Origin of the sequence: Devosia sp. CN2-171 (assembly GCF_049354815.1) — a bacterium.
Taxonomy (GTDB): domain Bacteria; phylum Pseudomonadota; class Alphaproteobacteria; order Rhizobiales; family Devosiaceae; genus Devosia_A.
In genome coordinates this window covers 568,764-582,886 of sequence record NZ_CP186479.1, presented here as the reverse complement: position 1 = coordinate 582,886, position 14,123 = coordinate 568,764, and the positions used below count along the sequence as shown (strand labels likewise).

The 14,123-nt window shown below is 64.8% G+C and carries 16 protein-coding genes; 6 read left to right on the top strand and 10 right to left on the bottom strand.

Annotated elements, in window-relative coordinates; genetic code table 11:
* Positions 1 to 16 precede the first annotated feature (16 nt).
* Positions 17 to 673, bottom strand: coding sequence for a response regulator transcription factor (locus ACOYW5_RS03035; RefSeq protein ID WP_423067785.1), 657 nt, complete (start codon positions 671 to 673; stop codon positions 17 to 19).
* Between the two features lie 139 nt (positions 674 to 812).
* Here ACOYW5_RS03035 and ACOYW5_RS03030 point away from each other — a divergent pair, with 139 nt between their 5' ends.
* The 4 genes from ACOYW5_RS03030 to ACOYW5_RS03015 are packed head-to-tail and all read left to right on the top strand — an operon-like array spanning position 813 to position 4,769.
* Positions 813 to 1,280, top strand: a complete 468-nt coding sequence (locus ACOYW5_RS03030; RefSeq protein ID WP_423067784.1) for a DUF2271 domain-containing protein — start codon at positions 813 to 815, stop codon at positions 1,278 to 1,280.
* Positions 1,281 to 1,289: 9 nt separating this feature from the next.
* Entirely contained in the window at positions 1,290 to 3,488 is a 2,199-nt protein-coding gene (locus ACOYW5_RS03025) for a PepSY domain-containing protein (RefSeq protein WP_423067783.1), read from the top strand.
* Positions 3,478 to 4,440 carry an FAD:protein FMN transferase gene (locus tag ACOYW5_RS03020; RefSeq protein ID WP_423067782.1) on the top strand — a complete coding sequence of 321 codons (963 nt, stop codon included), beginning with the start codon at positions 3,478 to 3,480 and terminating at the stop codon, positions 4,438 to 4,440. The genes ACOYW5_RS03025 and ACOYW5_RS03020 overlap by 11 nt, the downstream gene beginning before the upstream one ends.
* Before the next feature lie 14 nt (positions 4,441 to 4,454).
* The gene (locus ACOYW5_RS03015; RefSeq protein WP_423067781.1) at positions 4,455 to 4,769 is read left to right on the top strand and encodes a hypothetical protein; all 315 of its coding nucleotides are present in this window, start codon (positions 4,455 to 4,457) and stop codon (positions 4,767 to 4,769) included.
* Between the two features lie 39 nt (positions 4,770 to 4,808).
* Here the strand turns inward: ACOYW5_RS03015 and ACOYW5_RS03010 are convergent, their stop codons facing one another.
* From ACOYW5_RS03010 to ACOYW5_RS02990, 5 genes are all read right to left on the bottom strand, one after another.
* A complete protein-coding gene (locus ACOYW5_RS03010; RefSeq protein ID WP_423067780.1) occupies positions 4,809 to 5,510 on the bottom strand; it encodes a VIT1/CCC1 transporter family protein in 702 nt (233 codons plus the stop codon).
* Positions 5,511 to 5,589: 79 nt separating this feature from the next.
* A complete protein-coding gene (locus ACOYW5_RS03005) occupies positions 5,590 to 6,381 on the bottom strand; it encodes a sulfite exporter TauE/SafE family protein (protein ID WP_423067779.1) in 792 nt (263 codons plus the stop codon).
* A 48-nt stretch (positions 6,382 to 6,429) separates the two neighbouring features.
* Positions 6,430 to 6,765: a TIGR01244 family sulfur transferase gene (locus tag ACOYW5_RS03000; protein ID WP_423067778.1), complete on the bottom strand. Its 336-nt coding sequence runs from the start codon at positions 6,763 to 6,765 to the stop codon at positions 6,430 to 6,432.
* 68 nt (positions 6,766 to 6,833) lie between these two features.
* Positions 6,834 to 7,733, bottom strand: coding sequence for an MBL fold metallo-hydrolase (locus tag ACOYW5_RS02995; protein WP_423067777.1), 900 nt, complete (start codon positions 7,731 to 7,733; stop codon positions 6,834 to 6,836).
* A 17-nt stretch (positions 7,734 to 7,750) separates the two neighbouring features.
* Complete coding sequence (locus ACOYW5_RS02990; protein ID WP_423067776.1) at positions 7,751 to 7,966, bottom strand: YgaP family membrane protein; 216 nt, start codon at positions 7,964 to 7,966, stop codon at positions 7,751 to 7,753.
* Between the two features lie 75 nt (positions 7,967 to 8,041).
* On the opposite strand from ACOYW5_RS02990, the gene ACOYW5_RS02985 reads away from it, so the two are divergent.
* Both ACOYW5_RS02985 and ACOYW5_RS02980 read left to right on the top strand, forming a co-directional pair.
* Complete coding sequence (locus ACOYW5_RS02985) at positions 8,042 to 8,365, top strand: ArsR/SmtB family transcription factor (protein WP_423067775.1); 324 nt, start codon at positions 8,042 to 8,044, stop codon at positions 8,363 to 8,365.
* Between the two features lie 147 nt (positions 8,366 to 8,512).
* Positions 8,513 to 8,917, top strand: a complete 405-nt coding sequence (locus tag ACOYW5_RS02980) for a VOC family protein (protein ID WP_423067774.1) — start codon at positions 8,513 to 8,515, stop codon at positions 8,915 to 8,917.
* A gap of 114 nt (positions 8,918 to 9,031) precedes the next feature.
* Here ACOYW5_RS02980 and ACOYW5_RS02975 read toward each other — a convergent pair whose 3' ends face one another.
* From ACOYW5_RS02975 to ACOYW5_RS02960, 4 genes are all read right to left on the bottom strand, one after another.
* Positions 9,032 to 9,679 carry a BON domain-containing protein gene (locus ACOYW5_RS02975; RefSeq protein ID WP_423067773.1) on the bottom strand — a complete coding sequence of 216 codons (648 nt, stop codon included), beginning with the start codon at positions 9,677 to 9,679 and terminating at the stop codon, positions 9,032 to 9,034.
* A 117-nt stretch (positions 9,680 to 9,796) separates the two neighbouring features.
* On the bottom strand, positions 9,797 to 11,002 hold the full coding sequence (locus ACOYW5_RS02970) for an efflux RND transporter periplasmic adaptor subunit (RefSeq protein WP_423067772.1): 1,206 nt from the start codon (positions 11,000 to 11,002) through the stop codon (positions 9,797 to 9,799).
* 5 nt (positions 11,003 to 11,007) lie between these two features.
* The gene (locus tag ACOYW5_RS02965; RefSeq protein ID WP_423067771.1) at positions 11,008 to 13,365 is read right to left on the bottom strand and encodes an ABC transporter permease; all 2,358 of its coding nucleotides are present in this window, start codon (positions 13,363 to 13,365) and stop codon (positions 11,008 to 11,010) included.
* 3 nt (positions 13,366 to 13,368) lie between these two features.
* Positions 13,369 to 14,100 (bottom strand): ABC transporter ATP-binding protein, encoded by a 732-nt coding sequence (locus tag ACOYW5_RS02960; protein WP_423067770.1) that lies wholly within the window; start codon positions 14,098 to 14,100, stop codon positions 13,369 to 13,371.
* Positions 14,101 to 14,123 lie beyond the last annotated feature (23 nt).

Genomic DNA, 14,123 nt, shown 5'->3' with positions numbered 1-14,123 from the left:
ATGGAGGGTCGATGCTTCACTCCTGCACCTGGTAGCCAAGTCCACGACTGGTGTGAATGAACTCGCGCCCCAGCTTCTTGCGCAACCGGCTAATATAGACCTCCACGGCATTGCTCTCGATCTCAGCGCCAAAAGCGTAAAGCGAATCCTCAATCTCCGACTTTGTCACGACCGCCCCGCGGCGTGACAACAGCCGCTCTAGTACGGCCCACTCGCGGGCCGTAAGGCTGACTGGCCCGCCGTGGACGCTGGCCTTGCGGTGCGCAAGGTCGACGGCGACCCCGGCAGAGACGACGGTGGGTATTGGGTTACCACCGTAGCGGCGGGCGACTGCAGCGATGCGGGCGCTCATCTCGGCCAGATCGAAGGGCTTGACCAAGTAGTCATCGGCCCCGGCATTGAGTCCTTCGATGCGGACGGCGACCTGATCCTGCGCCGTCGTGATGATCACCGGCACCGTGTTCCCGACTCTCCTCAGCTCGCGCAACAGGTCGAGCCCGCGGCCGTCCGGCAGCCCAAGGTCAAGCAGGACCAACTCATACGGAACGCCGCTGAGCGCAAGCCGGGCGTCGTCGATTCGCCGCATCCAATCCACGGCATGGCCAGCCGACAGCATGTAGTCGCGGATGGCCGCGCCTAATACGTGGTCGTCCTCGATCAGCAATACGCGCAAAGAGGGTCCCGAGCTCCTTGTCTGCACCTAGGCCCGCAACCTTACGCCAACCTGAACGAGAAACCTCTGCAGCTTCAGCCTGACGTCAGGTTGGCATGTTCGAACGCCCATCAGGATTGCATACGATGGAGATTGGCAGATGAAGAAGCTTGCCGCGATGCTGATGCTGGCGACTGCGCTGGTCGCGCCCGCCACGGCCTGGGCCAGGGACGTGACAATGGAGGCACAGATGGTGCGCTACTCGGGTCGGGCGGCCTATTTGGCCGTTTATCTCACCGATCCGTCCGGGGCCTATCACTCAACGCTTTGGGTTTCTGGCCACAAGACCAAATATTACGGCACGCTGCGTGGCTGGGTTCAGGGGGTGTCTCAGGCCGGCGCGCTCAACCTGGACGGCATCACCGGTGCCAGCGTCGGCGGTGGCGAGACGCTGACCGTGCACGCCAATCTGGCTGATGCACTGATCGACGCCGGCTATCAGGTGCATGTCGATACGGCAGTCGAAGATGGTGGAGAATACGCCGACGATGCCGTGATCGCGGTCACCGCCACCCCGACTACGGTCGATGGCACTGGCTATCTCAGCAAGCTCTCGATCACCATGTAGGTCAGTTAGATGCGCCGCCTGCACGCCCTGGCAGGCCTCTCGGGCCTGGCTCTTGTCATCTTCATGGCCATTACCGGCTTCGTGTTGTCGCTGCAGCCGGTGCTCGAGACGGTCACCGCCGCGCCGGGCGTCGGCACGCCGAGTGTCGCCGCAGTCGCGGCGCGGGTAACCGACGCAGTGCCTGGCGCCGAGCGGCTCGTGCGGCTGGCATCAGGTGAGCTCGTCGCCTATGGCCGGGACGGGGCGACCCGAACAGCCGATATCATCGACCCGTCGAGCGGGTCGGTCATCGGCGCCTATGCGCCTTCGCCAGTGTTCTCCTTCATCTCCGAGTTGCATCGTTCGCTGTTTCTCGGCTCGGCCGGTCATGGCATCGCTGGCCTTGGCTCGCTCGCCATCCTGATACTTTCGGTGAGCGGCATCGGTTTGCTGGTCCGCAAGATGGGCGGTTGGCGTCAGCTCCTGGTCGCGCCCCGCGGCACCGGGGCGCAACGATTGCACACCAACCTCGCCCGGGCTGCAGTGCTGGCGCTGTTCATCACCGCATCCACCGGCATCTACATGTCGGCAGCCTATTTCGAGCTCGTGCCCAGCTCCGGTTCGGAGTTCTCCTTCGCGCCGACCGGTGCCGACGGGGCGCCGGCCCCCATTGCCTCGCTCTCCGGGCTGGCAGGTATTTCGCTCAACGACCTGCGCGAGCTGGTGTTTCCCGTTGCAGACGACGCCAGCGACGTCTTCACCGTCACCACCAGCACCGGCCAGGGCTATGTCGATCAGGCGACGGGGGCACTGATCTCCTATACGCCCAACAGCGCATGGCAGCAGGCCTACGAGCTCATCTACATGCTCCACACAGGGCAGGGGGCCTGGATTCTGGCGGTGCTGCTCGGCCTCGGGGCTCTCGCCGCGCCGGCGCTGGCGGTGACCGGTTCGGCGATCTGGTGGTTGCGCCGGCGTAGCATGCCGCGCATTGCGCACAACGCGTCGCCGCGCGATGCAGATACAGTTATTCTCGTTGGCAGCGAGTCCGGCAGCACCTGGGGCTTCGCCGCGAGCCTTCACGAGACGCTCGGCGCTCATGGCCACCGCGTGCACCTGGCCGCGATGAACGACCTCCGTCGCGCCTACCCCAAGGCGAGCCGCCTGCTTGTCCTCACCGCCACCTATGGCGACGGTGCGGCGCCTGCCTCGGCCCGGCAGTTCCTGACCCGGCTCAGGTCGTTCGGCTCGCGCCTCGATTTCGCTGTGCTCGGCTTCGGCGACCAGAGCTTCCCGCAGTTCTGCGGCTATGCGTTGGAAGTCGAGGCCGCGCTGGCCGATCGCGGGCTTCAGCCGCTCCTGCCTCTCTATGGCATCGTCCGCCAGTCCTCTGCGGACTTCGCCGCCTGGGGCAGCATTCTAGGCGAACGGCTGGGCATCGAGCTTGCGCTTTCCCACGTGCCCCCGCGCCCACGCACCCAGAGGCTCGTTCTGCAAGAACGTACGCTTTACGGCGTGGAGGTGCAGGCCCCGGTTGCGATGTTGCGCTTCGCGGTACCGGATCGCCGTCCAGGTCTTCCCCGTTGGCTCGGAGGACGGACCTTACCGCATTTCGAGGCTGGCGACCTCGTGGGGATTCTGCCGCCAGGCAGCGACGTACCGCGCTACTACTCGCTCGCCAGTTCATCGAGGGACGGCGTGCTCGAGATCTGCGTTCGCAAGCAGGCGAGCGGCATTTGCTCGGAATTCCTGCATGCACTCGCCCCGGGCGACGCGGTGGAAGCCTTCATCCGGCCCAACCCCGTTTTCCGCCCCAACCGTACCCGCCGACCGCTGATCCTTATCGGCGCGGGCGCCGGTGTTGCACCGCTCGCCGGGTTCGTCCGCAATAACCGGCATCGCCCAGTCCATCTGTTCTTCGGAGCCCGCGATCCGGGATCGGACTTCCTCTATCGCGACGAGATGCGCGATGCGCTGGCCGACGGTCGCCTCGCTTCCCTCACCACTGCGTTCTCGCGGGTTCTAGGCGGTGGCTACGTCCAGGATCGTCTGCTCGACGAAGGCGCTGCCATCCAGGAACTGGTCGCGCGAGGCGCCCAGATCATGGTTTGCGGCGGTCGCGAGATGGCGAGCGGAGTGCGTGAAGCGATAGACGCCTGCCTCGCCCCGGCCGGCCTCTCCGTCGACGGCCTCAAACGCAAGGGACTTTACCTCGAAGATGCGTACTGAAACCAACCTGGTCCGGCGAGCAATCAATGGTCCCACGATGGGGACACGCTATTCGGCGGTGTTCTTCGCGCGGGAGGAACGACCTCTAGCTGACCTGCACATTGCCCTTCAACGGGCCGTGGATGCTGTCGACAGCCAGATGTCCACCTGGAAGCCGGACTCCGATCTCATGCGGCTCAATCGCGAGCCGACCGGGACATGGTTGGACGTGCCCGACCAACTGGCAACCGTCTTGGCGTCTGCTCTGGACGTCGGTCGGCTTTCCGAGGGGGCCTTCGACATCGGCGTCGGCGACCTCGTGTCTGCCTGGGGCTTCGGGCCCGGTGCCGGCGTTCCCGATCCCGACGCCATCGCAACGGCCAGTTCAAGGCGACGAACGCCAGCGTATCTCGCCCTCGAGCTTGATCCGATCAGAAAACGCGTATGCAAACACGCTCCGATCACACTCGATCTTTCCAGCATCGCCAAGGGCTACGGGGTCGACGAGTTGGCTCGCGTGCTCGAGACAGGAGGCATATCGAGCTACCTCGTATCGATCGACGGCGAAGTGCGCGCGGGACAGCCAAAGCCGGATGGATCGCACTGGCGCGTCGCTGTGGAGAGCCCCGAGTTCGGGCGCCGGGCGGCCGCCGGCGTCATCGAAATCGTCGATGCAGCACTCGCTACGTCCGGCGACTATCGGCACTTCGTCGAGCACGGTCATGCCCGCGCCGGCCACACGATCGACCCGCTCAAGCAGGCACCTCTCCGCGACGGGCCATCTTCTGTGACCGTTCGCGCCGGAAGCAGCATGCAGGCGGATGCTTGGGCCACAGCCCTGATGGTCCTCGGTCCCAAGCGCGGCAGCGAACTGGCATCCACACTTGGCCTCGAAGTCTTGTTCGCCGAGCGCGTAACCGATGTTCCGCGCCCCATGACCCCAGCCCGTTTCGCCCACTACCCCAGCCCCTGAAAGGAGGAGCTATCATGACCAAGACCATCGTTACCATCGCTGCCACGGCATGCGGTATCTGCGTACTCGCCGCGGTACCGGCATCTGCTGCTGACGTCCGGAGCGAGCTTTCGCCCGACCTCATCTACGACCACTGCCTCGCGGCGGGCGTGGGCAGCGAGACTGAAGGCATCTTCATGCTGCCGGGCGGCCGTCGTGTCACCGGCACCGTGCTCTGTACTGCCGAAGACCTCGTTGTTGCCAAGGCCAAACCGTCGCGCCAACACGATGACGATGAGGACGACGACGATGAGGACGAGGAGCAAGAGAACGACGGCTACGAAGCCTGACCGGACGACAAGCGGAGCCTTGCCGGCTGCGGGCTGCCCCTAGACGACGGTGCCGAACAGTGCGCCGATGGCGGCAGTAATCAGCATCGCCAGGGCACCCCAGAACACGACGCGGACGGTCGGCTTCCACGGCGAAGCCCCGCCCGCGGCGGCTCCAGTTGCCCCAAGAGCGCCCAGGAACGCCAGTGATGCCAGGGCGACGATCCAGATCATCCACTCGCTCGGCGACACAAGGACGGCGAGCAGGGGCAACGCCGCACCAATGGCGAAGGTCACGGCCGAGGTGAGCGCTGCCTGCACCGGCCGCGCGGCGGATATCTCCGACAGGCCCAGCTCGTCGCGAGCATGGGCGCCCAGCGCATCCTTGGCCATGAGTTGCGTGGCAACCTGACCGGCGAGCGATTCTTCGAGTCCTCGAGCAACATAGATGGCGGTCAGTTCAGCGTGCTCCGAGGCGGGCGCGTTCGCGAGCTCCCACGTCTCCTTGGCAAGGCTCGCAGCCTCGGTATCCGACTGCGAGCTCACGGAAACGTACTCACCCGCCGCCATCGACATGGCGCCGGCGACAAGCCCGGCTACCCCCGCGACAACAAGCGCGCCCTTGTCCCCCGAGGCCGCTGCAACACCGATGATCAGGCTCGCCGTCGACACGATGCCGTCATTGGCTCCGAGCACGGCGGCCCTGAGCCAACCGATACGCCCGACCTGGTGATCTTCCGTATGGGTCTTCATCCTGGTCATGAGGTTTCGTTCTCGCGCTTGCTGTGGCGGCCGACGCCGTATCTCGACGCTGTTTGGACCGTGGCGCGGGTGTCGGTTGCTATGCAGCGCCCAAGGCCGCCGCAGAGCGCCACAGCATATACAAAGCCACGCCGAAGATGAGCGTCGCGAACAGGGTGTTTAGCAGGCCGCGACTTCTGGAGATTTGATCTGCCGCAAAGGCGCCGAGCATGCCGCCCCCAATGCCCCCGCCGACGAACACGGCCGCCAGCGGCCAGTCGACGAGACCAGAAGCGGCATAATTGAGCGCTGTGGTCAGCCCGAAGGCGGCGACGGCTACGAGCGAAGATCCGACCGCCGAGAGGATCGGCATGCCGGTTGCGGCGATCAGCCCGGGAACGATGAGAAAGCCACCGCCGATGCCGAAAAAGCCGGAGAACACACCGGTTGCGGCTCCGTATCCGACTGTCTTGGGGGCGTTCTCCAGCGTGCAGGCGGGGGCAGGGTTGGCAATCCTCGCGCGAGTTCGCAGCATCAGACCGCCCACAACCAGCATCAGCAAGGCAAACAGGAACAGCAGCTTCTCGCCATCGATCAGTTTGCCCAGGCTCGAGCCGAGATAGGCGCCAGCAACGCCGGCGGAAGTGTAGATCGCAGCGCAGCGCCAGCGGACGTTGCCGCGGCGGGCGTGGCTGAAGAGGTTGGCGAGGGCATTCGCCGCGACCGCGACGGCGCTGGTGCCTAGCGCCAGATGCGGGCTGGGCACCCCGACCAGATAGACCATCAGCGGCACGGCCAGGATGGAACCGCCGCCGCCGAAGAGCCCGAGCGTCAAGCCAACGAGCCCTCCGGAAAGGGCGCCGAGCAGGTACTGGAACGGTTCGAGCAGCATAGCCTCGAGAATCGGGGGGGCCGGCCGAGCCGGGCCTGTTGGCAGGGATCAGCGGACGGCGCTCTTGATGGCGCTGTACAGCGAACCAGCGCGCGCGCCGGAACGGCAATAGCCGAACATGGGCTTGGGCAGTTCCTTGAACGCCTGCTCGGCCCGGATCAGCGCTCCTTCGGTGAGTCCGCCGGAAACGGGGATATGCACAGCGAACAGGCCGGCCCGTTCCGCCGCGCTGGCGATCGAGGCGAAGCTCGGCTGGCCGGGCTCCTCCTGGTCGGGGCGGGCACAGAGGATCGACTTGAAGCCGGCATCGGCGATTGCCTGCACGTGTTCGGGCGTAATCTGGCCGGCAATAGCAAAGTCGGCGTCGAGCTTGCGGTGGTTCACGGTTTTGTCTTTCGTACTAGGGGAGGAGAAGGGCCACATGGTTGAGGTCTCGTTGGTTGAGGGGCGGGTCAGAGGGCGTTCACGGGCACCTTGAGGAAGGTGCGACCGCTCTCGTCCTTGGGTGGCAACTCGCCGCCGCGGATGTTCACCTGTAGCGACGGGATGATCAGCGCGGGCATGGCCAGGGTCGCATCGCGAGCGGTGCGGAGCCGGACGAACTCCGCCTCGGTCACCCCGTCATGGACATGGATGTTGTGCTTGCGCTCGTCGCCGACGGTGGTCTCCCAGCGGATCTCACGGCCGTTCGGACCGTAGTCGTGGCACATGAAGAGGCGCGTTTGGTCGGGGAGGCTCAGGATGCGCCTGATCGAGCGAAAGAGCGTTGCCGCATCGCCGCCCGGGAAATCGGCCCGAGCCGAGCCGCCGTCGGGCATGAAAAGGGTGTCGCCGACGAACGCGGCATCGCCGACCACATGCGTCATGCAGGCGGGCGTGTGGCCGGGGGTGGCCATCACATGCACCGTCATCGCGCCGATCGCATAGCTGTCGCCATCCTGGAACAGCCGGTCGAACTGGCTGCCGTCGCGCTGGAACTCGGTGCCTTCGTTGAAGACCTTGCCGAACACTTCCTGCACGGCCTTGATGTTCTCGCCGATCCCGAGCTTGCCGCCCAGGTGCCGCTGGATGTAGGGCGCGGCTGATAGGTGATCGGCATGGGCGTGCGTCTCGATCAGCCACTCCAGCGTCCAGCCCTTGTCCCGGATATGGGCGATGATGGCGTCGGCGTGTTCGAAACTGATGTGGCCGGACGCGTAGTCGAAATCCATAACGGAATCGACGACGGCGCAGGCGGTCGAACTGGGATCGCGGACGATGTAGCTGATGGTGTTGGTGGCCGGATCGAAGAACGGTACCACTTCGGGCCGGACGGTGAGTTCGGCGGCGAACGGAATTGGCTTGACGGTCATGAGGTCTCTCCCAATGGTCAGGTGCGCTGGCGCTTGCTGCTGAGACGCAATGCTGCGTAGATCGGGCAGAAGCCTAGGGCAGAGGTTGCGACCAGAACTGCGCCGGCGATGATGGCGCCCCAGAATGCCAGGCTGTCCGACCATATCGGCCAGCCGGTGACAAAGGGCGCGACGGCGAGAACTGCGCCAAGGATGAAGCGGATGATGCGATCCAGGTTTCCGACGTTCGACATACTGTCCTCTCGGGTGCCGCGAGATGCACGTGCATCTTCGTTGACATACATATTCGAATATTCTAATATGTCAACATGAATATCGCAGAACTTGAGCCGCGGGCCGACGAGGCCGCCGAACTGCTTGCCGCTATGGCCAATCCCAAGCGGCTGTTGATCCTTTGTCATCTGCTCGACGAGGAACTCAGTGTCGGCGAGCTCTCGGAGCGCGTGCAGCTTGCGCAATCCCCGCTGTCGCAACACCTGTCGAAACTCCGCGCCTTGCGGCTGGTGGCGACCCGACGCGATGGCCAGATGATCAAGTACCGCCTTGCCTCTGCCGGCGTGGCGAGCATCCTGAAGACGCTGCACCGCATCTATTGCATGCCGCTGGAAACGCGTGCTGACGCCCGGGATTAGTCGCCCTAAGTCGAGTGTTGCCTCGACAGGAAGGTAGTACGGCACGTCGAGTTGCCGCTTGACCCAGGTCAAGCGCTTCAACCGGACGTGGCGTAACCGTAGCAGGGCGGCGCCTGTGCGACGCCGCTTCAGCTGCGGGAGCGTATGATGCCCAGGTTCGTCCACATCGACATCTCGGCGGATCGGCCGGAAAGGGCAGCCGCCTTTTACAGGCAAGCCTTCGGCTGGACGGTGACTCGGCTCGATGGACCGGTGCCGTATTGGCTCGTGGCGGTGGATTCCGCCGACCCCAATGCTATGGGAGCCGGGATCGGGCAACGGACAGAGCCCTGGCAGACGACCGTACCCACTATCGATGTCGCCAACGCAGACAAAGCCGCCGCCACGATTGTCGAGGCAGGGGGGTCGATCGTCATACCCAAGACACGGATCCCCGGCGTGGGCCAATTGGTCACGTTCAAGGATACCGAGGGCAACGTTATGGCCGTTCTCGAGAGCGACCCTGCCGGTCAATGGCAGGCCGGGCCGGCGGGAGCGCAGGGAGCCACCTGAGAGGATGCACCAGCCGGCGCGCTTAACTGTCCGGCGAGGCAGCCGCGGGCAAGTTTGGTTCGACCTCGGGCAGGGGAGACGGACCCGCCCGCGTCGCTCGCAGTGGCGTCGTCCTTAGGAGACGATGAGACGGTCTTCGACCGAATGTACCCCAGGCGTCGCCCAAGCGGCTTCCTCAACCGCCGATCGTTCGCTTAGGGTGCGCACCGTGCCGGTCAGCGTCACCTTGTTGCCCGAAACGTCCACCTGGATCTGGTCAGCCTCGACCTCGGCACGGCGCCTCAATGCATCTTCGATGCGTTTCCTGACGTCACCGAAGGCGGGTTTGGGGGCCAGTGTGATGAGGTTGGTGACACCGCGTACGCCGTCGATGTGGCGGATAGCCTCGCCGGCTCCTGTCTTCTGATAGTGCCATTCGAGGGTACCGGTCAGTGTAACCCACCCGTCTTGCACCATGACCTGGACCCGGTTGTCCGGCACCAGTGTGCTCCACTTGAGGGTGTCGATCACGCGCCTGGCAATTTCGTCGTCGGCATCGCCCGTAATTGACGGAAGACGGACCTCAATCTCCTGGGCAATCGCGCGCACGCCCTTGACGTGCGAGACGGCGCGCGCAACCGCTTCCCTCTGGCTGTAGCTGGAGACATGGCCGGTCAGTGTGACGATACCATCCTCCACCGCCACGCCGATATCGTTCGCGTCGATAGACGGCTCGAACTCGAGTTCATCGAGAATGTCTTGCCGAAGTGCGCTGTCGTTCATTTCTTCCTCCGCTATGGGAAAATCCCAGTTGGCACCTTGTCCCGGTCCTTGGACTTGATCTGGCTCAAGCTGCCATACCGTGCGCCCGAGGAGGTGGCATCGTAGGTCTCACAACATCTAGAGTTGTTCGCCTGCGGGCACCGACACGACGACAGCGGTGCCGGAGACGATCGTGTCGGCTGGGTGGAGGATGACTTCGTCACCAGCCTTGAGCCCGGCGACCACCTCGGCGAGCTCTGCGTTTCGCTCGCCGAGTTCGATGCGCCTCGCTGTGGCCTTGCCATCCTCGACAACGAAGGTGGCCCAGTCGCCACCGAGGCGAAACAGCGCCCCGATGGGGATCGTAAGCAGGTCCTCGCCGCGCCAGCGGACAATGTGCGCCACGACGCGAAATCCGTGGCCGAGACGCTGCCACTCAGTGGGCGGGGCCAAGAGCTTGAGGGTCGCCGTCGTTCGCTGCTCCTCGATGCCGAGAGCCGAGACCTTGGTGACGGCCATGGGCTCGATCCTGACGAGTTCGGCAGCGAGTGGCGGACCACCCCAGCCATCGATTGACGCCTTCGCCCCGGGCTGAAGTTGCACGGCGTCGCGCGACGAGAGCTCCGCGGCGATCTCGAGGTCGGCCGGATCGCCAATGTTGAGGAGCGGCGTGCCGGCCTGGACGACCTGTTCACTCTCGGTCAGTACCTGCAGGATCCGGCCCGAAACGGGTGCCTTCAGCTCGACGCAGCATGCGTCGGTTCCGCTGCCGCCGACTCCCTCGATGAGGGCCGCCTCGGCGCTTTGGAGCTCACTCTCGCGCACTCCAAGGCTCGCTTTGGCGCTCTGCAGTGCGGAAGTGGCGACGTCGAGGTCATACTGGGCTTTTTCGAGAACCTGCGCCGATACCAGGCCACGCTGCGATAACGAGATAGTGCGCTCGAGCGCCCGTTCAGCGAAGTCGAGCTGCTTCTCGGCTTGAGTTAGCTGAGTTGACGCGAATTCAACCGCAGCACGCGCCGTCTCGGCTGTGGCCTGGGCGATGCGCCGCGAACGCTCGTCGAGGAGGCCTGGACCGGCGGGCCTGATGATCGCGATGACCGTTTCGTTGGCCAACACGGTGTCGCCCGCATGGAGGCTCAGACGCTGCAACTGGCCGGTGACCGGCGCCGATACGGTGAAGACTTCGCGAATCCGGCTTTGACCTTCCTCCTCGACCATCACGTCGAAGCTGCCGCGTTCGACCCTGGCCGTCTCAACCTCGATAGGGCGGGGCCACAAGGCCCATGCCAGCCCGGCTCCGATGAAGAGCGTAGCAATCACGATGACTATGCGACCGAACATGGGTGTCACTCCCTGGTCTTGAGCACTGCGATCATGTCGAGGCGATCGACCCGACGGCGAACAACGAGGCCAGACACGACTGCCGCGAGGCAGACGATCAGGCTCGAGTAGGCGTAGACCTCCGGCCCGAGGATCAGGGCCATCCGATAGACCTCATTGGAGAACCCGGCGACCATGGCCAGCGCGATCAGGTAGCCGATCGCCCAGCCGAGCGGTTGGGCCAAGAGGGTGACGATGGCGATCTCGCCCAGGAGCAGGGACGAGACCTCGCCACGCGTGAAGCCGAGGACCCGAAGACTGGCCATCTCCCGCCCCTGTTCGGAGAGCGAGATGCGCGCGAAGTTGTAGACGACCCCAAAGGCAATCAGCGCCGCCAGGCCGGCGAGTACCCCAATCATGACGAAGAGGTTCTGGACCTGCGTGTTTCGGAACTGCTTCAGAGCGATCGACTGCAGGGCGATGTAGCCGGCCGAGGGAGTGCGCTTGAGCACCGAGAAGAGGTTCGCCTGCTGCGCCGGGTCGATCGTCAGGTTTGCCCCGGATATCGCAGTGTCGTCACCGACCAGCCGGTTCAGCGCGTCGAGTTCCATGTAGGCGCCGAGCCCCATGAAGCCCTCCACCACATCGCTTATGGGAACCGCGAACTCACGGCGGTCACCTTCAAGCAATCTGATCCAAACCGTGCCGCCGGCCGGTACGTCGAGGATATCAGCGAGCGCCTTCGACAGGACCAGTCCGCTCCCAGGGAGCGGGACAGTGCGTCCGTTCTCGTCGATGACGCGGCTGAGATCGGCGTCGAGCGGGCGGCCGACAATGGCGACACGCCGGCTCACCTGGCCGCTGCTGATCTCCACGCCGACGGCCCGGTAGGGCTCGGCACGGATCACTCCGGGCAGGCGCTCCACCGCAAAGAGCGCCGACAGCGTGTTCTGGCTCTGGAACGCCAGGGTGGCATCCTGCCGGTCAGCCCGATTGAAGGTCAGCTGGATCATGTGCTCCATGGCACCGACCGTCCACAGCGAGCCCACGAGAATTGCGACCGAGAGGGCAACGCCGAGGACGCCACCAGCACTTCGCCACGGCCATCTCAGCAGGTGCCGGAGCGCGATCACCGAGGTCTGCCGCAAGCGAACGACTTGTCTCAGCCCGCGTCCGAGAACCTTGCGGTAGTCAGGCGGTGCCGGCGGCGACATAGCAACGGCTGGTGGCAGCCAGGCAGCCTTGCGGACTGCGTTCATTGCCCCAATCACGCCGGCGCCCATGGTCGTTCCAGCGGCAAGGACATAGGTGCTTGGATCACGGCTGAAGATCAGCAGCGGGAAGCTGTAGAACTTGGCGTAAACAAGGGTCAGCTGGGTTCCCAGCCAGTAGCCGCCGGCAAAGCCGATGGCGCACCCAACCAGCGCGATCAGCAGCACAAGCTCGATGTAATGTCGGGCGACGGCCCAGGAGGAGTACCCGAGCGCTTTCATGAGCCCAATCTGCTCGCGCTCGAGTGAAATCAGCCGCGACAAGGTGATGTTGACCAAAAAAGCCGCTACCAGCAGGAACACCGGCGGCAGCATCTGGCTCATCGCCTGCAATCCGATGAGTTCCGACTCCAGGAACACGTGGGAGATTTGCTGGTCGCGCCCATAGGCTCCGCGTCCGCCGTAGGGCGCCAGCAACTCGTCGAGCGCCTCGATCGCTTGCGCTTCCGAAGCGCCGGGCAGCAGTCGGAGCGATACGTTCGAGAACGCACCCTCGAGGCCATACGCAGCTGCCAGCTCCGCTTCCTGCATCCACAATATGCCGAAGCGGTGCTCGTCGGGCAGCATCTCGCCTGGCGCCATCGCGTAGATGAAGTCCGGCGAGAGGGCGATACCTGTCACCGCGATGGTGCGCAGAGTGCCATTGATCAGCACCTTGACGGACGAGCCAGGTACCAGGGCGTTTGCCTTGGCAAAAACCTCGCTAATCACGGCTTCGCCCGGTCCTTCTGGCAACCTACCGTTGCGCAGGTACAGGCGGTTGAGCACTGGCTCACCGATCCGCGGCAGGGAGACGAGGAGGACCGATGCCGGCGCGGAGACCCCCTCGATATCGGCCGTCGCCACCCGCTCGATCCGTCCCTCGGCCGATAGTACCCCGTCAATCTCGGCGATCCGGGCGAGCAGCGGGCGCGGCGCCCGGGTCACGGCGGCAAAGACGTCGGCGAAGCGGTGCGTCTCGTAGTAGGCGTCCCGGGTGTTGGCGAGCGACTGGTAGGTGCCGACGCCGATTGTCATGGTCGCAACGCCCGCCGCCATTACGAGCGCAATGGCGATCACCTGCGCCCACAAACGCCTCAACTCCCGCAGCAGCTTGATGTGAAGGGCGCGCATCGGTCACCAGCTCACTTCTGCGGGAGACTTGCGGGTGGCGTTGACTTCCGTCGTGGCGATCCGGCCGTCGGCGAACTGTACGACCCGGTGGGCAATTTGCCTGATCGCTACGTTGTGCGTGATGACGAGCGTGGTCGTCCCGAGCTCCTCGTTCACCTTGGTGAGCGCTTCAAGCACCAACACGCCCGTCTTGGAGTCGAGTGCCCCTGTCGGCTCGTCACACAACAGCAGGTCAGGACGCTTGGCGATGGCACGAGCGATCGCAACCCGCTGCTGTTCACCGCCGGAAAGCTGCGCCGGGAAATGATCGAGGCGGTCCCCAAGGCCGACCATCTCGAGCGCCTCCTCGGGCCGCATCGGATTGCCGGCGATCTCAGTGACGAGTTGCACGTTCTCCTTGGCGGTGAGGCTAGGGACGAGGTTGTAGAACTGGAAGACGAAGCCGACGTGATCGCGGCGATAGCGGGTGAGGCGCCCCTCGGAGGCCCGGGTCAAGGGATCACCACGGAACCAGACGTCGCCTGCTGTCGGAGTATCGAGGCCGCCGACGATGTTGAGGAACGTGGACTTGCCGGAACCGGACGGCCCAAGGATGACGATGAACTCGCCCGGAGACGCGGCGAAATCGACGCCCTTGAGTGCCTGAACCTCGACTTCGCCCATGCGATAGATCTTGGTCAGCCCCTCGGTGAGGAGCAGCCCACGGGATTCGTCGCTGGTGCGTTTGTCATGCATGCCTGATCTTGGACGTCATCGAG